We start from the raw sequence: 20,881 nt of genomic DNA on the forward strand, positions 1-20,881 counted from the left end.
GTCGCTGAGCGGGGCAGCGCCGGCCTCCGGTGCCTGACCCGCACGACGCCGTCGCCCGTGGCCCCGGCCACGGGTGACGGCACCCATCGACGGAACGGCACCGCACCACCGAGGAAGGCACTCCCCATGGACCGCATCACCCCCGGGCACCACCTGTACCCGGGCCCCGACGGAAGCTGGCGGCACAGCTCGCCGGACGGGCGCTTCACCCGCATCCGCGGTCCGCACGAGCTGCTGTCCGCCGCCCAGAAGCACATCTACGGCGCTACCGACCCTGCCGCGGCCGACGAGACCGGCCTCGCCCTACTCGCAGAGCTCCACTCGCACGGCGTCCTCACCGCCGCCGCCGATGGGCAGGCCGACGACGCGAACGCCTCGCCGTGGAGAGTCCACGTCGAGGGCGACAACCCGGTCGCGCACGCGGTCGCGGCTCTCCTCGCGCCCACCATGCACGTGAGCACGGGCCCTCTCGACGAGGAAGCGGTACGCGTCGCCGACGCCGTCGTCTCCTGCGCGGGTTGGCTGCCAGACGCGCACTGGCAGCAGATCGACGCCTGGTGCGGGACACACTCCACCACCTGGCACCGCTGCCACGCCGAGGGGCTGCGCTTCGCCCTCGGCCCCCTCTCCGTCCCGGGATCCACCGTCGGGTACGCCGATACCCGCGGCCGCATCCTCGCCGCGGCCGATCTGCCCGACGAACTGGCCGCGCATTGGGCCTACTTGGACCAGGCTCGCGCGGACGAAACGACCAACGCCAACGCGCTGCCGCCCGTCCCGTGGCCCGGACCCCCCACGGCCGCCGTACTCGCGGGGCTACTGGTCGAGGACCTGCTGCGCCTGCGCGCCACGGGTGCACCGGCGGCCCGCAACATGCAGTTGGTCGTGGATCCGTCCACCGCCGCCGTTTCCCAGCACCTCGTACTGCCCCTCCCCGTCACCGCGGCAGCCGCGCGATGAACGCCCCCATGCCCGTCCGGGCCAATGAACGCGTGGCCGGCTGGGACGGCACTCCCCTCGCCCTGGACGTCCAACTCCCGCCCCACGGCGCCTGGCCGGTACCCACCGTGGTGACCCGCACCCCGTACGGCCGCAGCGGCCACCTCGCCGAGGGCGCGGGCTGGCGACGCCGGGGCTTCGCGTACGTCGTCCAGGACGTACGGGGACGCCACGACTCCGACGGAACCTGGCAGCCCTATCACAACGAGCGCGGCGACGGCGCGGCGCTGGCCGACTGGATCACCGAGCAGCCCTGGAGCGACGGACGGCTCGTCACCTACGGCGGCTCGTACGCCGGTCACACGGCCTGGGCGCTCGCCGCCGAACGCCCGGAGGCGGTTCGGGCCGTGATCAGCATAGGGCCTTCGATGGCGCTGGGACGCACCAAGTTCGAGCGCAGCGGCATCCTTCGGCTGGCCGAGCACGCCGCCTGGTGGCTGGAGCGTGCCGACGGACGCACCAGCCGGGACGGCCTGACCGCGCTCATGTTCCGCGAATGCCCCGAACTGCTCGACCACCTTCCCGTCATGGACCTTGCCGACCGGCTCGGCGCGCGGCTCCCCGGCTGGACCCGGGTGATCGAGAACGGCCCCGACCACCGGGCCGAGGGGCCCGACACCACCGAACTCGAACACCTCCCGGCGGCCGCCCTGCACATCGGCGGCTGGTACGACCTGCTCGTCGACGAAGTGCTGGAGCACTTCCACCACGCGGGCAGCGCCCTGACCCCGCGTCCGTCCCGTGCCCTGGTCATCGGCCCCTGGGGCCACGACCTCGCGTACGCTCCCGGCACCCGGATCGGGGACCGGGAGCACGGGCCGCGGGGACGCCTCGACCTGGGAGCACTCCAGGTCGACTGGCTGCGGCGGGTGCTCGGCGGATCGGGTCGGGGGACCAGTGAGGCCACGGTGTTCTCCGTGGGCGCGGACCGGTGGCGTGCCGGCGCCTTCTGGCCTCCGGCCTCCACCGAAGCCGTCTGGCACGCACACCCGGACGGGACCCTCGCACCGCAGGCCGCCGCCGCTGCCGGCGATCTCCGCTTCGTCTACGATCCCGCCGACCCCTACCCGTCCCGCGCACCGGGCATCGACCGGTCGTCGCTGGCAACCCGGCGCGATGCGGTGCGGTTCACCAGCGCGGTGCTGGAGGAGCCGATGACGGTCGCCGGGAACCCGGTGGTCGTGCTGGACGCCGATTCCAGCGCCGCCTCGACGGACTGGATCGTGCGCTGGAGCGAGATCACCTCCGACGGCCGCTGGCTGGAGCTCGCCCAGGGCAGCGTGGACACCGGACACTCGCGGGGCGCGGGCCCGTACACGATCGAACTCACTCCCCTGGATGTCACCGTGCCCGCCGGATCGCGCCTCCAACTGGAGGTCACCAGCAGTGACTTCCCCCGGCTCGCCCGTTCCCTCGGCACCGGCGCCGACCGCTGTCGGGGCACGGTCGTCGCCCGCGCGGAGCAGACCGTACGCACCCGTCCGGTCGACGGAACCCGCCTGATCCTGCCCGTCGCCACCGCCGAGGAGCCCACCCCGTGAGCACTGCGGCTTCCCCTCTCCTCGACGCACGGACCGGGCTGATCACCCGGCTGGAACCGCAGCGGCGCCGCCCCGGGCTGCCCCGGATGTGGGTCGGCTACGGCGCGAGCGTCGGCCGTACCGATGTGTTCGCGCCCTGGCTGGCCGACCGCTTCGGGTTCGGTGCCTCCGCCGGGGACGGCGAGCGGGCCCGACGGGCCGCCGTCGGTGAGGCCGTGGAACGGTACTGCGGCAACGCCGTCCCCGGTGGCCTGCGCGTCTGCTCGTACCGCGAGTTGACCGCCCTCGGCCGACGCGCCGTGGATCCGCGGACGCTCGCGCTCTACTCCCCCGCGCAGTACGCCACCCCCGGCTTCCCCTTCACTCCCTTCACCCGGGACCTTCCCGTGGCCTGGACCCCGGGCCGGGACCTGCACGACGGCGGCGAGGTGATGGTGCCCGCCTCGCTGGCCTGGCTGGACTACTTCCACGGCCCGCGCGCCGCCGAGCCCGCAACGCACTCCCTCGTCTACTCGGGCATCGCCGCCGGCGAGAACCGCGCCCACGCCGAACGCTTCGCCCTCGAAGAGCTGGTGGAACGCGATGCCACCACCCTCTGGTGGAGCACCGGTGCCGGGGCCGCCGCGTTCGACGACGCCGGGACGGTCACGGCCCGCCTCGGCGGGCCGGCCCCGGGCGAGGGACCCGGCCCGTCGGTCCGGCTGCTGCACATCCCGTCCGAGTTCGGGGTACCGGTGGCCGCCGCGTTCCTCCAGGATCCGGAGCGCGGCATGGTCGCCTTCGGCAGCGCCTGCCGGGCGACCCCCGAACTCGCCGCCGAGAAGGCGCTGGTCGAGGCGTACGGCCTGTACTCGCTCACCCGGCAGCTCGCCGAGCCCGGCAGCGAGGTCTGGCAGGCCGTGGGCGCCGGGACCCTGGAGAGTCACGTGTTCCGCCCCCATCGCGCCGACCGCGGCTACCGGGCCGCCTTCCGCCCCGACTACCGCGACCTGACCGACCTGCCGGCCATCGCGCAGCTCTACCTGGACCCCACCATGCAGGGTGAACCGCTGGAGCGGCTGCGCGGACCGGACCGCACCACCTTCGGCGAGGTCACGGCGGTCCGGGAGGGCGATGCGCGAGACGTCTACCTGGAGCGTCTCGCCGCCGCCGGGCTGCGCGCGTACGGCGTGGACCTGACGACGCCCGACGTCGCGGCGGCCGGGCTGGCCGTCGTACGCGTCGTCGTCCCCGGGCTCGTCGGCAACGCTCCCCCGGCCTTCCCCCTCCGGGGCGGCGAGCGGCTCTACCGGGTTCCGGCCGAACTCGGCCTGGTCCCGCGGCCGCTGCGCGAGAACGAGCTGTACCCCCACCCCCTTCCGCTGGCCTGACCAGGACCCGAGGACCTCCATGCCCTACCCCCTGCTGACCGATCCGCGTTCCGGAATCGTGCGCCGGCTCACCCCCCGAGCCGTCCCCGACCGTTTCCCGGCCGGTTTCGAACTCCTTGCCTCCGAACTGTCCGACACCACCCGCTTCTGCTCCTGGCCGGCCGACTCGGGGGGCGCCGGGTACGCCTTCGCCGACCCGGACGCCGTGCTGGGCGCGGCACTGGGTGAGGCCGCCGAGCGGTACTGCGGAAATCTGGTGCCCGCCGGTCTGATCCGCGCCTCCTACCGCCACCTGCGCGGGCAGGGGACCCGCGCCCTCGATCCGGAGAGCCTGGCGCTCTACGGGGCCGAGCAGTACGCCGATCCGGACTTCCCGCTGACCGCGCTCACCCGGGACCTCGAAGTGGAGTGGGCCGAAGGCATCGATCTCGCCGACGGCGCACCGGTGCTCGTCCCGGCGTCGCTGGTCTGGGTCTCGTACGTGTCCGCCGATGTCGAACAGCGCGGCCCGCGGACGAATCCGGTCGTCCAAGCGGGTCTTGCGGCGGGCGCCACCTGGGAGGACGCCTGTCTCGGCGCACTGGGCGAGGTCGTCGAACGGGACGCCATGACCATCGGCTGGCACGGCCGGGGCGGTCTGCGCGCGCTCACCCCTCCGCAGTGGCTGGAACGCTTCGCCCGCGGCCCCCGCGAAGACCTGAGGACGCGCTTCCTCGCGTTCCCCGAGCTGTTCGGAATGCCGGTCGCGGGGGCCCTCGTACGTGACGGTGCCACCGGATATCTCACCCTGGGGGTCGCCGCCCGCGCCGACCGGGAGGGTGCGCTCCTCAAGGCCTTCGGCGAGGCCCTGCAACTCCAGCTGTTCAGCGCCGACTACGACGATCCCGACGGCCCGTACATGCGCGCGGCCGCCGATCCGCGCAGCCCGCTGAAGGCGTGGCGGAAGAAGCGGGACTACGGGTCGGCGTACCGCGGGGATCTGCGCGATGTCGTGGACTACGGCTGCCACCTCCAGCTCCATCTCGACGCGGACGTCCAGCAGACCTTCGAGGAGGAGCTGGCGCTGGCGCTGACCGAGGGTCCCCCCGCCGGCCCGGTCACCAGGTCCGTCGATCCGGGCCGTCCGGCCGGGGAGACGCTCGAAGCGCTCACGGCCCGGCTGGGCGGGGCGGGCCATCAGGTGATCGCCGTGGACGTGACGACGCCCGATGTCAGGACGGCGGGTCTGTGCGTCGTGCGCGTGGTGGTCCCGGGTCTGTACTCCAACACGGCTGCCGGGATGCCCTTCCTGGGCGGCGGGCGGCTCGGCGCCGCCCTGGGCACCGCTCCGCGCCGGGCCCTTCCGCTGCCCCACTGACCTGCCTGTTTCAACACCCGGAAGGGCTCCGCCGTGACCAATCCGCCGCCGCAGGCAGTCGACGAGGCATCGCCTCCCGGCGCGCTGCGCGAGCCCGACACCGCCCATGCGGTGAACGTGCTGTCGCGGCCCCGCGCCGGGCTGCGTCCCGCCCGGACCGTCCTCCCGGCCCCGGACGCCGCGACCCGTACGGCCGCCCCCCGCCGCGTGCTGCGGGCACGCGCTCTGATGGTCTGTCTGCTGCTGCTCCTGCCGGGCGCCGTGCTCGCCTCCGTCATGCTCGGCGCGGCGTCAGTGCCGGTGGGCGACGTCTGGCGGGACCTGGTCGGCCACCTGTCCGGCACTGGACGGCCCGTGCAGGTCAGCGGCATCGACGACGCCATCATCTGGGGCTCCCGCGTACCGCGGACCCTGCTGGCGGTGATCGCCGGCGCGGGGCTGGCCGTCGCCGGCGCCGTCCTCCAGACCGTCGTACGCAACCCCCTCGCCGACCCCTACGTCCTCGGCGTCACCTCCGGGGCCTCCCTGGCAGCGGTCGCCGTCCTCACCCTCGCCCCGGCGGGCCTCCTCGGCCCCCTGCGTCTGGGAGTGTCCGCGGCCGCCTTCGCCGGGGCCTGCGCCACCCTCGCGCTGGTCATCGCGCTCGGCCGCCGACACGGCGTCCTCGCACCCGCCCGGCTGGTGCTCGCCGGTGTCGCCCTGTCCTACCTGCTCCAGGGGGCCACCAGCTACCTCCAGCTGCGGGCCCGGCCCGATCAGCTCTCGGGGGTGCTGTTCTGGCTGCTCGGCTCCGTCGCCGGCGCCCAGTGGCGGGACCTCGGCCTCCCGGCGGTACTCGTCGTCGCCTGCACGGCGTGGCTGCTGCTGCACGGGCGCTCCCTCAACGCCCTCGCGATGGGTGAGGAAACCGCCGTCCTCCTCGGAGTACGGGTCGACGCGCTGCGGCTGCAACTCCTCGCCGTGTCGGCCGTACTGACGGCCGCCGTGATCGCCGTCGCCGGCGGCATCTCCTTCGTCGGCCTGGTCGTGCCCCACAGCGTGCGCCTGCTCATCGGCGCCGACCACCGCTCCCTGCTGCCCGCCACCGCACTGGCCGGGGCGCTCTTCCTGGTGGTGGCCGATGTGGCGGCCCGTACCGTCGCCGCGCCCATGGAGCTGCCCCTCGGCATCCTCACCGCCGTGGCCGGCACTCCCTTCTTCCTGTGGCTGCTGCGCCGCGACCGCGCGGGAGGGGAATCCTGATGAACGAGCCGACCACGACCGCGCCCGCCGAGCCGATGGAAGCGCGCCTCGACGCGGTGACCCTCGACATCGGCGGCGCGCGGGTCGTCACCGCTGCCACCCTGCACGCGGCTCCCGGTGAGATCGCGGGCATCGTCGGCCCCAACGGCAGCGGCAAGTCCAGCTTGCTCCGCGCCGTCTACCGCGCCCTGCGCCCCAGCTCCGGAGCGGTGCTCGTCGGCGGTGACGACGTGTGGCGGACCCTGTCGCCGCGCACCGCCGCCCGCCGGACGGCCGTGGTCGCCCAGGAGAATCCGGCCGCCTTCGACTTCACCGTCGCCGAAGTCGCCGCGGCCGGCCGGACCCCGCACAGCGCGCCCTGGTCCGCCGACCGCTCCACCGACCGCCTCGTCGTCGAGGAGGCGCTGGACCGCGTAGGCATGGGGCACACGGCGGACCGCTCGTACGCCACCCTCTCCGGCGGCGAGAAGCAGCGGGTGCTGCTCGCCCGCGCCCTGGCCCAGCAAGGCGGACTGCTGGTTCTGGACGAACCGACCAACCACCTGGACATCGGCACGCAGTTGGACCTGATGGAACTCGTGCGCGAACTCGACGTCACCACTCTCACCGCCCTGCACGACCTCAACCTCGCGGCCACCTACTGCGACCGCGTGCACGTCCTGCACCACGGGCACCTCCTCGCCTCGGGGGCGCCGCGGGACGTGTTCACGCCGGAGCTGCTCGCCGAGGTCTTCCACGTCGACGCCGTGCTCGGCACGCATCCGCGCACCGGGCGACCCAGTTGAGCTTCGCACCCCTTCCCGCCGCCGTCCCCTCCCCCGTCCCCGCGTCCGTCCCCGCACCAGCAACAACGGAGTAGCCAGATGAACCACCCCGCAGCCAGGCCCCGTTCCCCGCACCGGCGGACGGGAGCAGCCCTCGCCGGCGCGGCGGCAGGGCTCGCCGCCCTGCTCACCGCGTGCGGTTCGCCCGCCCCCGCCGAATCCGGCGGACCCGCCGCCGCGGTGGCGGACGCCGGGAACCGTACGACGTACCCGGCGCGAGCCGAGAACTGCGGCCGCACCGTCAAGGTCGACCGCGCACCCGAGCGCATCGTGTCGTTCTTCCCCTCCAACACCGAACTCCTCCTGGAGCTCGGACTGAAGGACCGGATCGTCGGCCAGACCTGGACCAACCAGTCCCCGCCCAAACCCGCCTACGCCGACACGTACAAGTCGCTCAAGGTCCTCGCGTCCGGAGAGATCTCCCGGGAGGCCCTGCTCGCCGCCCGGCCCGACTTCATCCTGGCCGACGGCGAGTACCAGTTCGACGGCACCAAGCTCCCCACCATCGACGAACTGGCCCAGCTCGGCGTCCCCGTGTACATCGACAGCGCCTTCTGCCCCAAGACCACCGGCAGCGCCACCCTCGACGCCACGACCGCCGACCTCACCGCGCTCGGGGCCCTGCTGGACGCCAAGGCCCCGGCGCACAAGGCCGTGACCGCCCTGCGCGAGCGCCTGGCCGCCGTCGACAAGTCGGTCGGCGCCCGGCCCGCGACCCCCGTCGCCATGGTGCAGATCGTCGACAGACAGCTCTACGCGCTGTCCGGCGGCCTCTACTCCGACATCCTGCGCCGGGCAGGAGGCAACGACCTGCTGACCGGCACCGTCCCGGCGGGCAGCAACTTCGGCCCCTACTCGGCCGAGGACCTCGCCAAGAAGGACCCCGAGGTCCTCGTCTACAACTACACGGGCGAGGAGGACCGCGCCGCGTCCGAGGCATGGCTGCGCAGCCACCTCCGCGCCACCAGGGCCGTCCGCGAGAACCGGCTCGTCGCCGTGCCCGCCGCCGACTTCTCCGAGCTGCGTGCTGTCGACGGCACCGTGGCCCTCGCCGAGGCCCTGCATCCGGGCGCCTCCTGAGCGTCGCCCGCCCCGAACCACGCCCCCGGGAGAGCCGGCCGTCCCCGGCATCCCGGGGGCGTCCGCCCGCCACCACCCCAGGGAGCCCGCCCATGGCCCACCGCTCCGGCTTCGGCCTCTTCCTCACCGCGCGAGCCGTCTCCTGGGCCGGCTCCTCCGTCACCGCGGTCGCGCTGCCGGTCCTGTTGTACACGCGCACCGGCAGCGCCTCGCTGAGCGGCTTGCTCACCGCGCTGGAGGCCCTGCCCTACCTCGTGCTCGGCCTGCCGGCGGGCGCGCTCGCCGACCGGTGGGACCGGCGCCGCACGATGAGCCTGTGCAGTTGGTGCAGCGCCGCCCTCATAGCCGCGATACCGGTCGCGGCCGCCCTCGGCGTGCTCACGACGGCGCAGCTCATGGTGACCGGGCCGGCGGTCGCGGCGGTCTTCGTGCTCTTCGATGCCGCGGCTTTCGGGGCGCTCACCGCGCTCGTGGGACGCGACGGCCTGGCGCGGGCTACCGGACGCATGATGAGCGCGAGCACCCTGATCGGCTTGCTGGGTCCCTCTGCCGCCGGAATCCTCGTCGCCACCCTGAGCGCCCCGACCGCCGTGACTCTCGACGCCCTCAGCTACGCGGCCGCCGCGCTCCTCCTGACCCGGCTCCCGCTCGCCGTCGCCGAGCGCACCCCAGCCTCTGACCGCACCGCAGCCGCCGACCGGCCGCCCGGACGCCGCGCGCTCACGGGAGAGATGGCAGAGGGGCTGCGGTACATACGCCGGCACCCGATCGTGCGGCCCCTGACCCTACTCGGCATCGGCAACAGCTTCACCGAAGGCGCCGTGGTCGGACTCATCGTGGTCACCGCCGTCCGCCGGTTCGGCCTGAGCCCCGACGACGGACGCATAGGCCTCTTCTGGGCAGCGGCCGCCGCGGGCGCACTCGTCGCCGCCACCGCACTGCCCCGGCTCCGGCAGTTCGTGCCCGCCGGCTGGATCACCCTCGGCGCACTCGCCGCGAACGCGCTCTTCCTCGCCGGCTGGGCCCTGTCGCCCGGCCTCGCCGCGGGCCTCGCCGCCCTGGCCGCGTGGCAGGCCTCCAACACCCTCGTCAGCCTGAACGGCATCGTCCTCCGCCAGCAGGTGACCCCCGACCGCCTCCAGGCGCGGGTCAACACCACTGCCCGGATGATCGCCTGGGGTGGCCAGCCCCTCGGCGCGGCCGCCGCGGGCGTACTCGCCGACGCGGTGGGCGTGCGGACCGCCCTCCTGCTCGCCTGTCTGGCAGCGCTCGCCTCCCTGGCAGCAGGCCTGACCACGCAACTGAGGCGAGGGGTCCTGCTCGCGACCGAGGAGGCCGTCAGCGCATAGGTCAGGTGGCACGGCCGGGCCCGTCGTCAGGTACTCCGCCCCCGGTCGAGTCGGACGGCGACGGAGGTGGAGGTGCGGGTTTCCAGGACCCAGTCGTGGCGGCGGACCGTGTCGGGCTCGGCGCGTTCGGCCAGGATGTCGCAGAGGAGTTCGGCGCAGGCACGGCCGTACGCGGCAGGGCGCAGGTCGACCGCCGTGACGGGCGGGTTGGAACCTCGGTTGGCGACGCCGTCGACGCAGGAGGCGACCAGGATGTCCCCGCCCACGTCCCGGCCGAGGGACACGGCGGCGTGCAGGACGCCGGGGGCCGCGCCGTCGGGGGCGCAGATCACCGCGTCGATCGCCGGGTCGGCGGTGAGCAGGGCGCGGGTGACCTCCTCCGCCTCGCCTGCGGTGGCGGCGAAGGGGACCGTACAGATCTCGACCGGGGTGCCGTGCGTGTCGCCCCAGGCCTTGGCCGTCGTGCGCAGGGCCTGGGCCCAGGCCGAGGCGGCTTCGGGGGCCAGGAGGGCGGGGCGGCGGGCGCCGCGGTCGTGGACGTGGTCGAGGAGTGCGGCCAGCGAGGCGGAGTTGTCGCAGACGACGGCACCGCTGGGGGCCGGGGCGGGACCGAGGTAGCGCTCGCCGGTCACCACGGGGATGCCCGCGTCGAGGAGCCCGGGGACGGCGGCGTCGCCGACCTCGGGGTCGATGACGAGGAGACCGTCGACGCGGGAGGCGAGCGGTCCGTGGGTTCCGGTGCCGGGGGCGAGGAGCACCATGTCCAGGCCGTCCTCCTGGGCGCGGGCGACGGCCCCGAAGGCGAAGGTCATGTAGTAGTCGAGCCGCGTCGCGGTCTGCGGGAGGTGGAGCCCGATCGCCCCGGTTCGGGCACGGCGCAGCCGTTGGGCGGCGCTGTTGGGCCGGTATCCGAGCCCGTCGGCGACCTCGCGGACCCGGTCGCGGGTGGCCTCGGCGACGCGTCCCGAGCCCTGCAGGGCGTCGGAGACTGTGCTCTTGGAGACTCCGGCGGCTCGGGCGACATCGAGGAGAGTCACGGTACGGGCGTTCACGCTTCCGGATTCTAGACGCTCGGGGCCGGCCTTGCCGGAACGTTCCGGCAAGGTCTACATTCGGTCATGCCGGAACGTTCCGGCAAGGTGGACACGGGCGCTGAACTGACTAATATTTCAGTCAACACAAGGCCTCACACCTGCCCCGCACGACCCACCCCCCTCCTCCTAGGCGGACCGATGACCACGTACGCACTCCTCACCTCCTCCGGTTCCCCGCTCGGCTCCCCGGGCCGGACCAAGCCCGCGGAGCGCGAGCCCCTGCGCGTCGGACTCGTCCAGATGCGCTGGTACGCCGACGAGAACGAGCACGACGACCGGCTGCGCGAGGGCGTCACCCTCGCGGCCGCGCAGGGCGCCGAGGTGGTCTGCCTGCCCGAGCTGACCCGTAGCCCCTACTTCTGCAACGCCGACGACCCGATGGCGGACGGCGCCGCCCGCTACCTGGAGGACGTCGAGACCGGTCCCACCGTCCGGCTCGCCACGGAGCTGGCCACGGAGCTGGGCGTGACCGTGCACGCCTCCCTCTACGAGCGGGCGCAGGACGGCGGGCTCGGCTACAACACCGCCGTGTGCGTGGACTCCGACGGCAAGCTGATCGCCCGGACCCGCAAGAACCACATCCCGGCGTTCCCCGGCTACCGCGAGGACCTGTGCTTCCGCCCCGGCGACAGCGGATTCCCCGTCGTCACGCACGCCGGGGCCCGCTTCGGCTTCCCGACCTGCTGGGACGAGTGGTTCCCCGAGCTGGCCCGCGCCTACTCCCTGGCCGGCGCGGAAATCCTGGTCCACCCCACCGCGATCGGCTCCGAGGTGGATCTGCCGGAGTTCGACACCCGGCCCATGTGGGAGCAGGCGATCACCGCCAACGGGCTGGCCAACGCCCTCTTCGCCATCGTGCCCAACCGGGTCGGCACCGAGGGCCGCTCCACCTTCTACGGCTCCTCGTTCATCTCCGACCCCTACGGCCGGGTCATGCTGCGCGCCCCGCGCGACACCCCCGCCGTGCTGGTCGCCGACCTCGACCTCGACCAGCGCCGCGACTGGCTGGAGTTCGGCCTCATGCGCACCCGCCGCCCCGAGCTGTACGGCATGCTCACCGAGCGGCAGGGCTCGCGGGAGCTCTAGGACCCTTGCAGGGGCTCGGTCGGCACGGTCACCGTGTGGAAGGGCGAGACGCCCGCAGGGCCGCTCCCGCCGGATGCGAGAACGGCCCTGTGGACGTCAGGTCAGGTCAGGCGGCGTACTGTCCGCGGCTGACGCCGATGCCTTCGAAGTCCAGGGAGAAGCCGGTGCCGTCGAGGACGTCCGATGCGGCCACCGTCCACTGGCCGGCCGCTGCCGGGCGGTACGCGTTGCAGGTGCCGGTCTTCTTCCAACAGACCCTGACCCTGCGGGTGGTGGTCGGCTTGACGTTGATGTCGCCGCAGTTGCTGGTGGTGTAGGCCCAGGTTCCCCCGCCCGGCCACATGCCGGCTTCCACGGTCGTGTAGTTCTTCGCGCTCCCGTAGCAGGACTGGACGGCGGCCGTGGCGGGCGTCGCCATGGCCAGTCCGCCGCCGAGTACGACGACGGTCAAGGCGAACGGGGCGATTCGTGAACGTATGCGCACAGCAGTTTCCCTCGTTTCGACCCACCACGGTGGTCCTCCGCGAGCGTCGGCGTCCAGCCGAACGCGAGAAGCGGCCCGTGGGGCGCGGTCCAGCGCCAGGCCCGAAACCTAACGGAGCGCGTCGGGCGGGGCGTTGGCAATCAGCTCCCGATCATTGGGAATGCGCGCCATCGCATGCCTGAGCCGGTACTCCCCCGGCGGCATCCCGTACACGGAGCGGAAGGCCCGGGAGAAATCGGCGGCCCGCGGGAAGCCCCAGCGCGCCCCCACCGCATGGACGGGCACCCCGGCATGCCGTGGATCGGTCAGCGCCTGCGCGATCCGCCGTAACCGCTGTAAGCGCACGAACGCGGCGGCCGTCGTGCCCTCGGCATGGAAGAGGCGTTGCAGGGACCGGACCGAGATGTGGTGGGCCGCGGCGATGGAGGCGGGCGAGAGATCCGGGCGCCCCAGATTGCGCCGGATATGAGCGTGGATGCGCAGGAACAGGACCCGCTCACGCGAGTCCGCCCGCAGTGCCGTGTCCTGCTCCAGCCGATGGGCCAGCACCGCTCCCGCCAAATCCAGCAGGATGGTGCCGAGCCGTCCGCGGTCCTGCGCGCTCGTGGAGCCTCCGCCGCCCGCGGCCAGTCCGCGCAGGAACTGCGCCAACAGCAGGCCGGGACCGTGCGCGGCCTGGATCGGCGTGGCGATCAGAGCGGCCGCCTGTCTCGAAGGGACCGGCAGCAGCCGTCTGGGCATGCGCACGATGAACGAGGCCGGGCGCCCGCCACCCGGTCCGTACGGTGCCGAACTGACTTCGAAGGGCTGCGAGCTGTTGTAGAGCACGAGCTGACCGGGCGTGAGTTCGCAGCTCTGCCGTGCCTGGGCAACGGTTTTGCGCCCGGACGTGATCAGCTCCAGCTGGTAGGTCTCCGGGTCGGCGCGCCTGATCAGCGCCGCGGTCCGCAATGCCGTTTCGGCCGTACGGGAGACGGCGACCACGCGCGTTTCCCCCAGTGGGAGAGATGCGAGGCGTACGGGACAGGCGTCGGTCCGCTCCGGTCGTACCCGAGTCGGCAGCACGGAGGCCATAGTGACCTCCATCCACCGTTCGACCTGCTCCCGCGGCGCAAAATCACAACTGTCGTAGACCAGCTCCACAGCCGCCCCCTTCATGGCATGACAGATGCATGTCAACGTACATGGCGCGGGGCGGCGGTGCGCCGCCTGGAAGTGACCTCCAGGCCGCACACCGCCGAGCCGCCGGAAGGTGCCCTCAGCGCTCCTCCGGCTGGAAGGCGGCGCGCGTCCAGACGACGCCCCGGTGGTGGGGTACGCCCGCTTCGCGGGCCGCCCGCTGGAACGCCAGTACCGCCTCGGGCGTGGACACCGCGGGATACTCCGGTGGCAGCAGCTGCCCGGTGACCCCATCGTCGCGTACCGCCGCCTCCGCGATCACACGACCCGGCGCTCGTGGCCCGGGCACTGCGGGAGGCGGTGGCCGCCTTCGAATGACCGGGTCACGGCTGCGCGCCGCGGCCGGTCGCAGGGCCCACCAGAGCTGCGGGAGCCGACCGCCACCGTTCAGACCACCTCCCGCACCGTCGGGAAGTGGCACGACGCCACGTGGTCGGCCGCGTGGGCGGTCGGCTCCGGGTCCTGCCTCTCGCAGCGCTCGCGCCGATCCGGGTCCAATCGCACGTACACGGGGCAACGGCCCCTGAAGCGGCAGCCCCCGTAGCGCCGGGTGGGGCTCGGCGGGTCGCCCACCAGCAGGATCCGGCCGCGCCGGCGTTCGCGCTCGCGTTCCGGATCGGGCAGCGGTACCGCGGACAGCAGTGCCTGGGTGTACGGGTGGCGGGGCTGCTCGAAGACGTCCCGGACGGCGCCCGCCTCGACCGTCCGCCCGAGGTAGACGACGCTGACCCGGTCGGCGATGTGCCGTACGACGGACAGGTCGTGCGAGACGAAGAGGTACGCGAGCCCCAGCTCCGACTTGAGTCTGCGCAGCAGGTTCAGGACCCCTGCCTGGACGGAGACGTCGAGCGCGGAGACGGGTTCGTCGAGCACGAGCAGCTTCGGCCGCACGGAGAGCGCGCGGGCGATCCCGATGCGCTGGCACTGCCCGCCGGAGAACTCGTGCGGGAAGCGTTCGGCCGCGGTCCGGTCGAGCCCGACCTGGTCGAGCAGCTCCGGGACGCGCCGGGCGGCGCTCGCCCGGTCGGCCCCCTGCGCGCGGAGCGGTTCGGCGATGATGTCGCCGACCGGCATGCGGGGGTCGAGGCTGGCCATCGGGTCCTGGAAGACGATCTGCACCTGGCCGCGCAGAGCCCGACGCCCGGCCTTGGTCAGCGTTGCCGTGGACTTTCCCAACAGCTCGATCTCGCCGCCCTCGGGCCGGGCGAGGTGGAGGAGTTCGAAGAGGGTGGTGGACTTCCCCGAGCCCGACTCCCCCACCAGCCCGAGGGTCTCCCCGGCACGGACGGCGAGGTCGACGCCGTCCACGGCGTGCACCGTGCCCACCCGCCGCTTGAAGGCGGTCCCCTTGAGCACGGGGAACGTCTTGACGAGCCCGGTCACCGCGAGCACCGTCTCCCCGGTGGTGCGCTCGGGTCCCCGGGGAATCTCGGGCACCGGGTAGACGTCGAGTACGCCGAGCCCCTTCTCCACGATCTCACCGGTACGGACGCACGCGGCGAGGTGGCCTCCACCGCCCCGCGGCGCCGACCGCAGCCCCGGGACGGTCTGCGTGCAGCGGTCCTCCGCCATGGGGCAGCGCGGCGCGAAGGCGCATCCCGGACCCGTCTGCCCGGCCGCGGGCGGCGATCCGGGGATGGGGACGAGCGCGCCGCCGTCCCCGTCGAGCCGGGGCACCGCCCCGAGCAGCCCCATCGTGTAGGGCATCGCGGGGCGCCCGAACACTTCGGAGGCCGCCCCCGTCTCGACGATGCGCCCCGCGTACATCACGGCGACCCGGTCCGCCGTCCCCGCGATGACTCCGAGGTCGTGGCTGACCAGGACGAGCGCCGCCCCGGTCTCCCGCTGGGCCGTGCGCAGCACGTCCAGGATCTGGGCCTGGATGGTGACGTCGAGGGCCGTCGTCGGCTCGTCGGCGAGCAGGACGTCCGGGTCGTTGGCCATGGCCATCGCGATCATGGCGCGCTGGCGCATCCCGCCCGAGAACTCGTGCGGGAACGCCTGGGCGCGCAGGGCGGGTTCGGGGATGCCGACCAGGTCGAGGAGTTCGACGGCCCGTGCCCGGGCCCGGTCCCGCGAGATGTCCTGGTGGGCGCGTACCGCCTCCGCGATCTGGTCCCCGATGCGGTAGACCGGGGTGAAGGCGGACAGCGGGTCCTGGAACACCATCCCGATGCGCTGTCCGCGCACCGCCGTCAGCGCCGCATCCGAGGCGCCGACCAGCTCGGTAGCGCCGAGCCGCACGGAGCCGCGTACGGCGGCGTTGGCCGGCAGCAGGCCCAGCATCGCGAGCGCGGTCGCCGACTTGCCCGACCCCGACTCCCCGACCAGGCCCAGGACTTCGCCGCGGGCGAGCGAGAGGCTGACCCCGCGCACGGCGGCGATCCCGTCGAAGTCGACCTCCAGGTCCGTGACGGACAGCACCGCGCGGGTCTCGCTCATCGGCCGACTCCCTTGGATCCGGCGCCGGTGGGCTTGGGGGACCGCGTCGACGTGGGGTCGAGTGAGTCCCGCAGGCCGTCCCCCACCAGGTTCACCGCGAGGACGAACACGATCAGCAGCCCGGCGGCGAAGAAGAACATCCAGGGGTAGGTGACCGCCGCCCCCGTGGTGCTCGAGATGAGCGTGCCGAGCGAGACGTCCGGCGCCTGTACGCCGAACCCGAAGTAGGAGAGCGCGGTCTCGCTCATCACCGCGCCGCCGACGGCGATCGTCGCGTCGATGATGAGGAACGAGGCGATGTTGGGCAGGATGTGCCGCCAGATGATCCGTAGCGGCCCGACGCCCATGTAGACGGCCGCTTTGACGAACTCCCGCTCCTTCAGCGACAGCGTCATCGACCGCACCACCCGCGCCGTGATCATCCACCCGAACACGGCGAGCAGCCCGACGAAGGCGACCCAGCCGCCGCTGCGCAGCCGTGGCGAGACGATCGCGATGATCAGGAACGACGGGAAGACGAGCAGCAGGTCGACGAAGAACATCAGCAGCCGGTCCGGCCACCCGCCGAAGTACCCGGCGCAGGCGCCGACCAGCGAGGCGAGGACCGTGGAGAACAGTGCCACCAGCAGCCCGATGACCAGGGACTTCTGGAGCCCGCGGACGGTCTGCGCGAAGACGTCCTGGCCGATCCGGTTGGTGCCCCACCAGTGGTCGGCGCTGGGCGCCGAGCGCAGGGCGGTGTAGTCGATGTGGCTGTAGTCCCACGGGCTGACGAGCGGTCCGGCGAAGGCGAGCAGGAAGAGCAGGAGCAGGACGGCGGCGCCCACCAGCGCGCTGCGGTTGCGCAGGAAGCGGCGCAGTACGACGGTGGTGCGCCCGGCGGGACGGGCGACGCCCTGCGCGCCGGGGACGCTGCTCTCGATGACGGCGGTCATGGTCGGCGTTCTCCTGGATCCTGGATCAGGCATCTGGGTGTCAGGCGTTGCGGATGCGCGGGTCGAGCGCGGCGTGCAGCAGGTCCGCGAGGAAGCCGGACAGGAGGACCGTCACGGCGGCGAACACGTTGACGGCGACGACCGAGTTGACGTCGTTCTTGCCGATGGACGAGATGAACCATTCGCCCATTCCGTGCCAGCCGAAGATCGTCTCGGTGAAGGTGGCACCGGTGAAGAGGGCCAGGAATCCGTAGCTGAAGTACGTCGACATGGGAATCAGGGCGGTGCGCAGGCCGTGTCTGAGCAGCACCGTCCGGCGACTGAGGCCCTTGGCGGCGGCGGTACGCAGGTAGTCCGAGCCGAGCACGTCCAGCATGGTGGAGCGTTGGTAGCGGCTGTAGCCGGCGATCGCCCCGAGCCCGATGGAGATGGTGGGCAGCAGCAGGTGGACGCCGCGGTCCTTGGACACCGCCCAGAAGCCGCTCTCGACGCCCGGGGTCTTCTCGCCGGTGAACTGGACAACTTCGGTGCCGGTCTTCGTGTTGAACCAGATCGCGCCAATTTTGAGCAGAACGGCCAGGAGGAAGACGGGAGTCGAGAGCAGCACGAAGGAGGTGAGCGTCATCACCCGGTCGGAGACGCGGTATTGGCGCACCGCCGTCCAGGCTCCGGCGAGCACTCCGATCACGGTCCCGGCGATCGTGCCGAGGAGCAGCAGCCGCAGGCTGACGCCGATCCGTCGCCCGAACTCGGCACCCACCGGGGTTCCGTCGATGGTCTGTCCGAGGTCGCCGCGCAGGGCGTGTCCGGCCCAGGTGGAGAAGCGGGAGACGAGCGGGGTGTGGTCGTTGACGCCGAGCGCGGTGAGGTGGTGGTCGACCGAGGCGGGCGACAAGGGGGGCTGGCGGCCCTCGTAGTACGCCCGCGGGTCGAGCGCGTAGGAGGCGAGCAGGTACGAGAGGCAGACGGCGGCCAGCAGCAGCACGGCGTAGTAGCCGAGCCGCTTGGCCAGGTAGGCGGCCACGCGTGTGAACCTCCGCAAGTGCTCGTGATCCACAGGGGATCGTCAGGAGAACGCGACGCCCGGGGGTGGCCCGGGGATCACGGCCGCGGCAGTTCAACCTGGCCAATTCGTCGGCTTGTTGACACAGCCTGACCGCTGTTTGTTGCGGACATGCTAAGAAAACATAGCGGGATTCCAGCGGACCTCCCCGTGGAGCGCAAGATCTCCTACGGTCGGCCCAGCCCTGCGGTCGCGAGCAGGCCGCCCACTACCGGAGGAAGTGTCCCGATGCGCAGAACCACGGTCATCGCCGTAGCCGCAGCCCTGTCGGCCACCTTGCTGGTGTCGGCCTGCGACTCCCCCGGCGCAGACGACGGCGCATCCGCGAAGAAGGAGGCGGCGCCGGCCGTCGACGGGCAGAACATCAACGCACAGCCGGTGAGCTCCCTCAAACAGGGCGGCTCGCTGAGGATCGCCATCGACCAGTGGATCACCCAGTACAACGTCAACCAGGTGGACGGGCAGCAGGGCGACGGCGCGGAGATCGCCCGGACGGTGCTGCCGCACCTCTTCTACGCGGACGCGAAGGGCGTCGGTCAGCCGAATCCCGCCTTCCTGGCCTCCGCGAAGGTCGTCTCGACCAGCCCGCAGGTGGTGGAGTACCAGCTCAATCCGAAGGCGCACTGGTCCGACGGAAAGCCTCTGGGCTGGCAGGACTTCGAGGCGCAGTGGAAGGCGCAGAACGGCTCCGACAAGGCGTACGAGGCGGCCGACACCTCGGGCTACGACCAGATCGCGAAGGTCGAGCAGGGCGCCGACGAGCACGGGGTGAGGGTCACGTTCAGCACGCCGTACGCGGACTGGCCGCGACTCTTCGACCCGCTGTACCCGGCCGCGTACACCGACACCCCCGAGAAGTTCAACAAGGGCTGGGCGGAGAAGGCGCCGGTCACCTCGGGCGCCTTCAAGATCGGCACTTACGACAAGACGGCCCAGACCATCACGCTGGTGCCCGACCCGCAGTGGTGGGGCGACAAGCCCAAGCTGGACTCGCTCGTCTACCGCGTCCTGGACCGCTCGGCGCGCACCGAGGCCTTCCTCAACAAGGAGTTGGACGAGGCACCCGCGCTGCTGCCCGAGGACTACAAGCGGCTGGTCAAGGACCCCGCGACGGACATCCGGCGCGGCGCCCGCTGGGACGAGGTGCACATCACCCTCAACGCCGGGCGCGGCCCGCTCCAGGACGTCAAGGTGCGCAACGCGCTCCAGGCGGCCATCGACCGCAAGGGCATCAACGCCAGCTTCGCCAAGGACCTCTCCTTCGAACTGAAGCCTCTGAACAACCACTTCTTCATGCCGAACCAGGCCGGCTACAAGGACAACTCCAGCGAGTTCGACGCCTACGACCCGGCGAAGGCGAACAAGCTCCTCGACGAGGCCGGCTGGAAGGACGCGGGCCAGGGCAAGCCGCGGACCAAGGACGGCAAGGAGCTGACCCTGGACTACACCCTCAGCGCGGGCGGTTCCTCCTCGCAGCAGGACCAGGCGCAGCTGGTACAGCAGCAGTTGAGCGCCGTCGGCGTGAAGGTCGAGATCAAGAAGGTCCCGGCGAACGACTACTTCGGCAAATTCGTGAACACCGGGAACTTCGACCTCGTCAGCTTCCGCAACGTCGACGAGGCCTACACCTCGAAGCTCATCCCGGTCTTCCAGCAGCCGCAGGGCAGCAACCTCTTCCAGAACTTCGGTTCGGTCGGCAGCCCGCGGATCGACGAGCTGCTGAAGAAGGCCGGCCGGCCCACGGACCGCGCCGAGGCCTTGAAGTTCTACAACGAGGCCGACGCCGAGATCTTCAAGCTGGGCCACTCCATCGAGCTGTACCAGCGTCCGGAGATCACGGCGGACCGCAAGGGCCTCGCCAACTACGGCGCGGTCGGCCTCTCGGACGTCGACTACACGAAGGTGGGCTGGCAGAACTGACGTGGCCGGGGGCGGGACGGACGGTCCGGGCGGATCTGCGGCCGGGACCCCCGCTCCCGGACCGGTCCGAGTCCTCCCCGCCCCTGCTCATCCGGTCAAGAGCGCCGGGATGAGCGCAGTGGTGGCGGACGGCGGCTCACTCATGGGGCGTCCCCTTGACTTCGAGCATCGACGCCCTGCTCCAGCAGGCCGGACAGTCCGTCCAGGAGGCGTTCGAGGCCGAACGAGAAACGGGCCTCCATGGACGGGTCGGTCAGGTCGCCGGCGAGTGCGACCAGGCTGGGGAAGGCGTCCTGCGGCAGTCGGCGGAGCTGCTCCCCCACGGCCCTGGCTGCCTCGTGGCGGCTGGCGCCCATGGCCTCGGACGCAGAGACGGGTCCCTGCTCCTGGAGCACGAACCCCTGTACGAACGCACCCGTCAGGTAGCTGATCATGGCGGCGTCGGCATCGGAGAATCCGGCCTCCCGCAGGCGCCCGAGCTGGTCCTCCATCAGGCGCAGCAGATGGGGGCCCGGGGCGAGCCGGCCCGCGACGACCTTGGCCGCGTCGCGCTTGCCGAGCAGGTGCCGGCGATAGCGCACGCAGTATTCGCGCAGCTGCTCGCGCCAGTCGCCCTCCCGGGGCGGCGCCTCGGCGTCGGCCATGAGCTCGTCGGTGAGCAGGTCGAGCAGCTCCTCCTTGTTGCGCACGTGCCAGTACAACGAGGCCGCCTTCACCCCCAGCTCGGCGGCGACCTTGCGCATCGACAGGCCGTTGATGCCCTCGTGCTCCAGCACCCGCAGGGCCGCCGCAACGAGCGCCTGGCGGGTCAGCCCCGGCTGTGAGGATCCGTCACCAGTACCGCCCTCTACGGCCATCGGCCACCTCCGTCCATCGGTCCCACCAGGAATCCCGCTTGCCAACTAACACCGTTAGG

Annotated in this window: 17 protein-coding genes and 1 pseudogene; 10 read left to right on the forward strand and 8 right to left on the reverse strand. The window is 72.5% G+C overall.

The window, feature by feature from the left end; genetic code table 11:
- Positions 1 to 126: 126 nt before the first annotated feature.
- The 8 genes from AC3IYJ_RS01575 (at position 127) to AC3IYJ_RS01610 (ending at position 9,762) form a co-directional block, all read left to right on the forward strand.
- A complete protein-coding gene (locus AC3IYJ_RS01575; RefSeq protein WP_489399526.1) occupies positions 127 to 960 on the forward strand; it encodes a hypothetical protein in 834 nt (277 codons plus the stop codon).
- Complete coding sequence (locus tag AC3IYJ_RS01580) at positions 957 to 2,540, forward strand: CocE/NonD family hydrolase (RefSeq protein ID WP_489399527.1); 1,584 nt, start codon at positions 957 to 959, stop codon at positions 2,538 to 2,540. Before AC3IYJ_RS01575 ends, AC3IYJ_RS01580 begins: the two co-directional genes overlap by 4 nt.
- Positions 2,537 to 3,910, forward strand: coding sequence for a YcaO-like family protein (locus tag AC3IYJ_RS01585; RefSeq protein ID WP_489399528.1), 1,374 nt, complete (start codon positions 2,537 to 2,539; stop codon positions 3,908 to 3,910). Before AC3IYJ_RS01580 ends, AC3IYJ_RS01585 begins: the two co-directional genes overlap by 4 nt.
- A gap of 19 nt (positions 3,911 to 3,929) precedes the next feature.
- Positions 3,930 to 5,267, forward strand: coding sequence for a YcaO-like family protein (locus AC3IYJ_RS01590; protein ID WP_489399529.1), 1,338 nt, complete (start codon positions 3,930 to 3,932; stop codon positions 5,265 to 5,267).
- Between the two features lie 228 nt (positions 5,268 to 5,495).
- Positions 5,496 to 6,509, forward strand: coding sequence for a FecCD family ABC transporter permease (locus tag AC3IYJ_RS01595; protein WP_489402652.1), 1,014 nt, complete (start codon positions 5,496 to 5,498; stop codon positions 6,507 to 6,509).
- Positions 6,510 to 6,544: 35 nt separating this feature from the next.
- The gene (locus AC3IYJ_RS01600) at positions 6,545 to 7,294 is read left to right on the forward strand and encodes an ABC transporter ATP-binding protein (RefSeq protein WP_489402653.1); all 750 of its coding nucleotides are present in this window, start codon (positions 6,545 to 6,547) and stop codon (positions 7,292 to 7,294) included.
- A gap of 78 nt (positions 7,295 to 7,372) precedes the next feature.
- Complete coding sequence (locus AC3IYJ_RS01605; RefSeq protein WP_489399530.1) at positions 7,373 to 8,413, forward strand: ABC transporter substrate-binding protein; 1,041 nt, start codon at positions 7,373 to 7,375, stop codon at positions 8,411 to 8,413.
- Between the two features lie 92 nt (positions 8,414 to 8,505).
- Positions 8,506 to 9,762 carry an MFS transporter gene (locus tag AC3IYJ_RS01610; RefSeq protein WP_489399531.1) on the forward strand — a complete coding sequence of 419 codons (1,257 nt, stop codon included), beginning with the start codon at positions 8,506 to 8,508 and terminating at the stop codon, positions 9,760 to 9,762.
- Between the two features lie 26 nt (positions 9,763 to 9,788).
- Here the strand turns inward: AC3IYJ_RS01610 and AC3IYJ_RS01615 are convergent, their stop codons facing one another.
- Positions 9,789 to 10,814 carry a LacI family DNA-binding transcriptional regulator gene (locus AC3IYJ_RS01615; RefSeq protein WP_489399532.1) on the reverse strand — a complete coding sequence of 342 codons (1,026 nt, stop codon included), beginning with the start codon at positions 10,812 to 10,814 and terminating at the stop codon, positions 9,789 to 9,791.
- A 180-nt stretch (positions 10,815 to 10,994) separates the two neighbouring features.
- Here AC3IYJ_RS01615 and AC3IYJ_RS01620 point away from each other — a divergent pair, with 180 nt between their 5' ends.
- On the forward strand, positions 10,995 to 11,942 hold the full coding sequence (locus AC3IYJ_RS01620) for a nitrilase-related carbon-nitrogen hydrolase (RefSeq protein WP_489399533.1): 948 nt from the start codon (positions 10,995 to 10,997) through the stop codon (positions 11,940 to 11,942).
- 106 nt (positions 11,943 to 12,048) lie between these two features.
- Here AC3IYJ_RS01620 and AC3IYJ_RS01625 read toward each other — a convergent pair whose 3' ends face one another.
- From AC3IYJ_RS01625 to AC3IYJ_RS01650, 6 genes and pseudogenes are all read right to left on the reverse strand, one after another.
- Positions 12,049 to 12,426 carry a hypothetical protein gene (locus AC3IYJ_RS01625; protein ID WP_489399534.1) on the reverse strand — a complete coding sequence of 126 codons (378 nt, stop codon included), beginning with the start codon at positions 12,424 to 12,426 and terminating at the stop codon, positions 12,049 to 12,051.
- A gap of 108 nt (positions 12,427 to 12,534) precedes the next feature.
- Positions 12,535 to 13,569, reverse strand: a complete 1,035-nt coding sequence (locus AC3IYJ_RS01630) for an AraC-like ligand-binding domain-containing protein (protein ID WP_489399535.1) — start codon at positions 13,567 to 13,569, stop codon at positions 12,535 to 12,537.
- Positions 13,570 to 13,696: 127 nt separating this feature from the next.
- Positions 13,697 to 13,870 (reverse strand): annotated as a pseudogene (locus tag AC3IYJ_RS01635) (phosphorylase family protein); the annotation flags it as partial.
- A 122-nt stretch (positions 13,871 to 13,992) separates the two neighbouring features.
- Positions 13,993 to 16,047, reverse strand: coding sequence for a dipeptide ABC transporter ATP-binding protein (locus AC3IYJ_RS01640; protein ID WP_489399536.1), 2,055 nt, complete (start codon positions 16,045 to 16,047; stop codon positions 13,993 to 13,995).
- Complete coding sequence (locus AC3IYJ_RS01645; protein ID WP_489399537.1) at positions 16,044 to 16,982, reverse strand: ABC transporter permease; 939 nt, start codon at positions 16,980 to 16,982, stop codon at positions 16,044 to 16,046. The genes AC3IYJ_RS01640 and AC3IYJ_RS01645 overlap by 4 nt, the downstream gene beginning before the upstream one ends.
- Positions 16,983 to 17,022: 40 nt before the next feature.
- Positions 17,023 to 18,006 carry an ABC transporter permease gene (locus AC3IYJ_RS01650; protein WP_489399538.1) on the reverse strand — a complete coding sequence of 328 codons (984 nt, stop codon included), beginning with the start codon at positions 18,004 to 18,006 and terminating at the stop codon, positions 17,023 to 17,025.
- Positions 18,007 to 18,273: 267 nt separating this feature from the next.
- On the opposite strand from AC3IYJ_RS01650, the gene AC3IYJ_RS01655 reads away from it, so the two are divergent.
- On the forward strand, positions 18,274 to 19,965 hold the full coding sequence (locus tag AC3IYJ_RS01655; protein WP_489399539.1) for an ABC transporter family substrate-binding protein: 1,692 nt from the start codon (positions 18,274 to 18,276) through the stop codon (positions 19,963 to 19,965).
- A 140-nt stretch (positions 19,966 to 20,105) separates the two neighbouring features.
- Here AC3IYJ_RS01655 and AC3IYJ_RS01660 read toward each other — a convergent pair whose 3' ends face one another.
- Positions 20,106 to 20,822 carry a TetR/AcrR family transcriptional regulator gene (locus AC3IYJ_RS01660; protein WP_489399540.1) on the reverse strand — a complete coding sequence of 239 codons (717 nt, stop codon included), beginning with the start codon at positions 20,820 to 20,822 and terminating at the stop codon, positions 20,106 to 20,108.
- Positions 20,823 to 20,881 lie beyond the last annotated feature (59 nt).

The organism is Streptomyces sp. GL_140 (assembly GCF_057834465.1).

Bases quoted from the DNA above. Each gene is read 5' to 3' on its own strand.
- AC3IYJ_RS01655 (WP_489399539.1), top strand. From the start codon at position 18,274: ATGCGCAGAACCACGGTCATCGCCGTAGCCGCAGCCCTGTCGGCCACC.
- AC3IYJ_RS01645 (WP_489399537.1), bottom strand. From the start codon at position 16,982: ATGACCGCCGTCATCGAGAGCAGCGTCCCCGGCGCGCAGGGCGTCGCC.
- AC3IYJ_RS01595 (WP_489402652.1), top strand. From the start codon at position 5,496: ATGGTCTGTCTGCTGCTGCTCCTGCCGGGCGCCGTGCTCGCCTCCGTC.
- AC3IYJ_RS01620 (WP_489399533.1), top strand. From the start codon at position 10,995: ATGACCACGTACGCACTCCTCACCTCCTCCGGTTCCCCGCTCGGCTCC.
- AC3IYJ_RS01590 (WP_489399529.1), top strand. From the start codon at position 3,930: ATGCCCTACCCCCTGCTGACCGATCCGCGTTCCGGAATCGTGCGCCGG.
- AC3IYJ_RS01660 (WP_489399540.1), bottom strand. From the start codon at position 20,822: ATGGCCGTAGAGGGCGGTACTGGTGACGGATCCTCACAGCCGGGGCTG.
- AC3IYJ_RS01640 (WP_489399536.1), bottom strand. From the start codon at position 16,047: ATGAGCGAGACCCGCGCGGTGCTGTCCGTCACGGACCTGGAGGTCGAC.
- AC3IYJ_RS01575 (WP_489399526.1), top strand. From the start codon at position 127: ATGGACCGCATCACCCCCGGGCACCACCTGTACCCGGGCCCCGACGGA.
- AC3IYJ_RS01600 (WP_489402653.1), top strand. From the start codon at position 6,545: ATGGAAGCGCGCCTCGACGCGGTGACCCTCGACATCGGCGGCGCGCGG.
- AC3IYJ_RS01610 (WP_489399531.1), top strand. From the start codon at position 8,506: ATGGCCCACCGCTCCGGCTTCGGCCTCTTCCTCACCGCGCGAGCCGTC.
- AC3IYJ_RS01580 (WP_489399527.1), top strand. From the start codon at position 957: ATGAACGCCCCCATGCCCGTCCGGGCCAATGAACGCGTGGCCGGCTGG.
- AC3IYJ_RS01605 (WP_489399530.1), top strand. From the start codon at position 7,373: ATGAACCACCCCGCAGCCAGGCCCCGTTCCCCGCACCGGCGGACGGGA.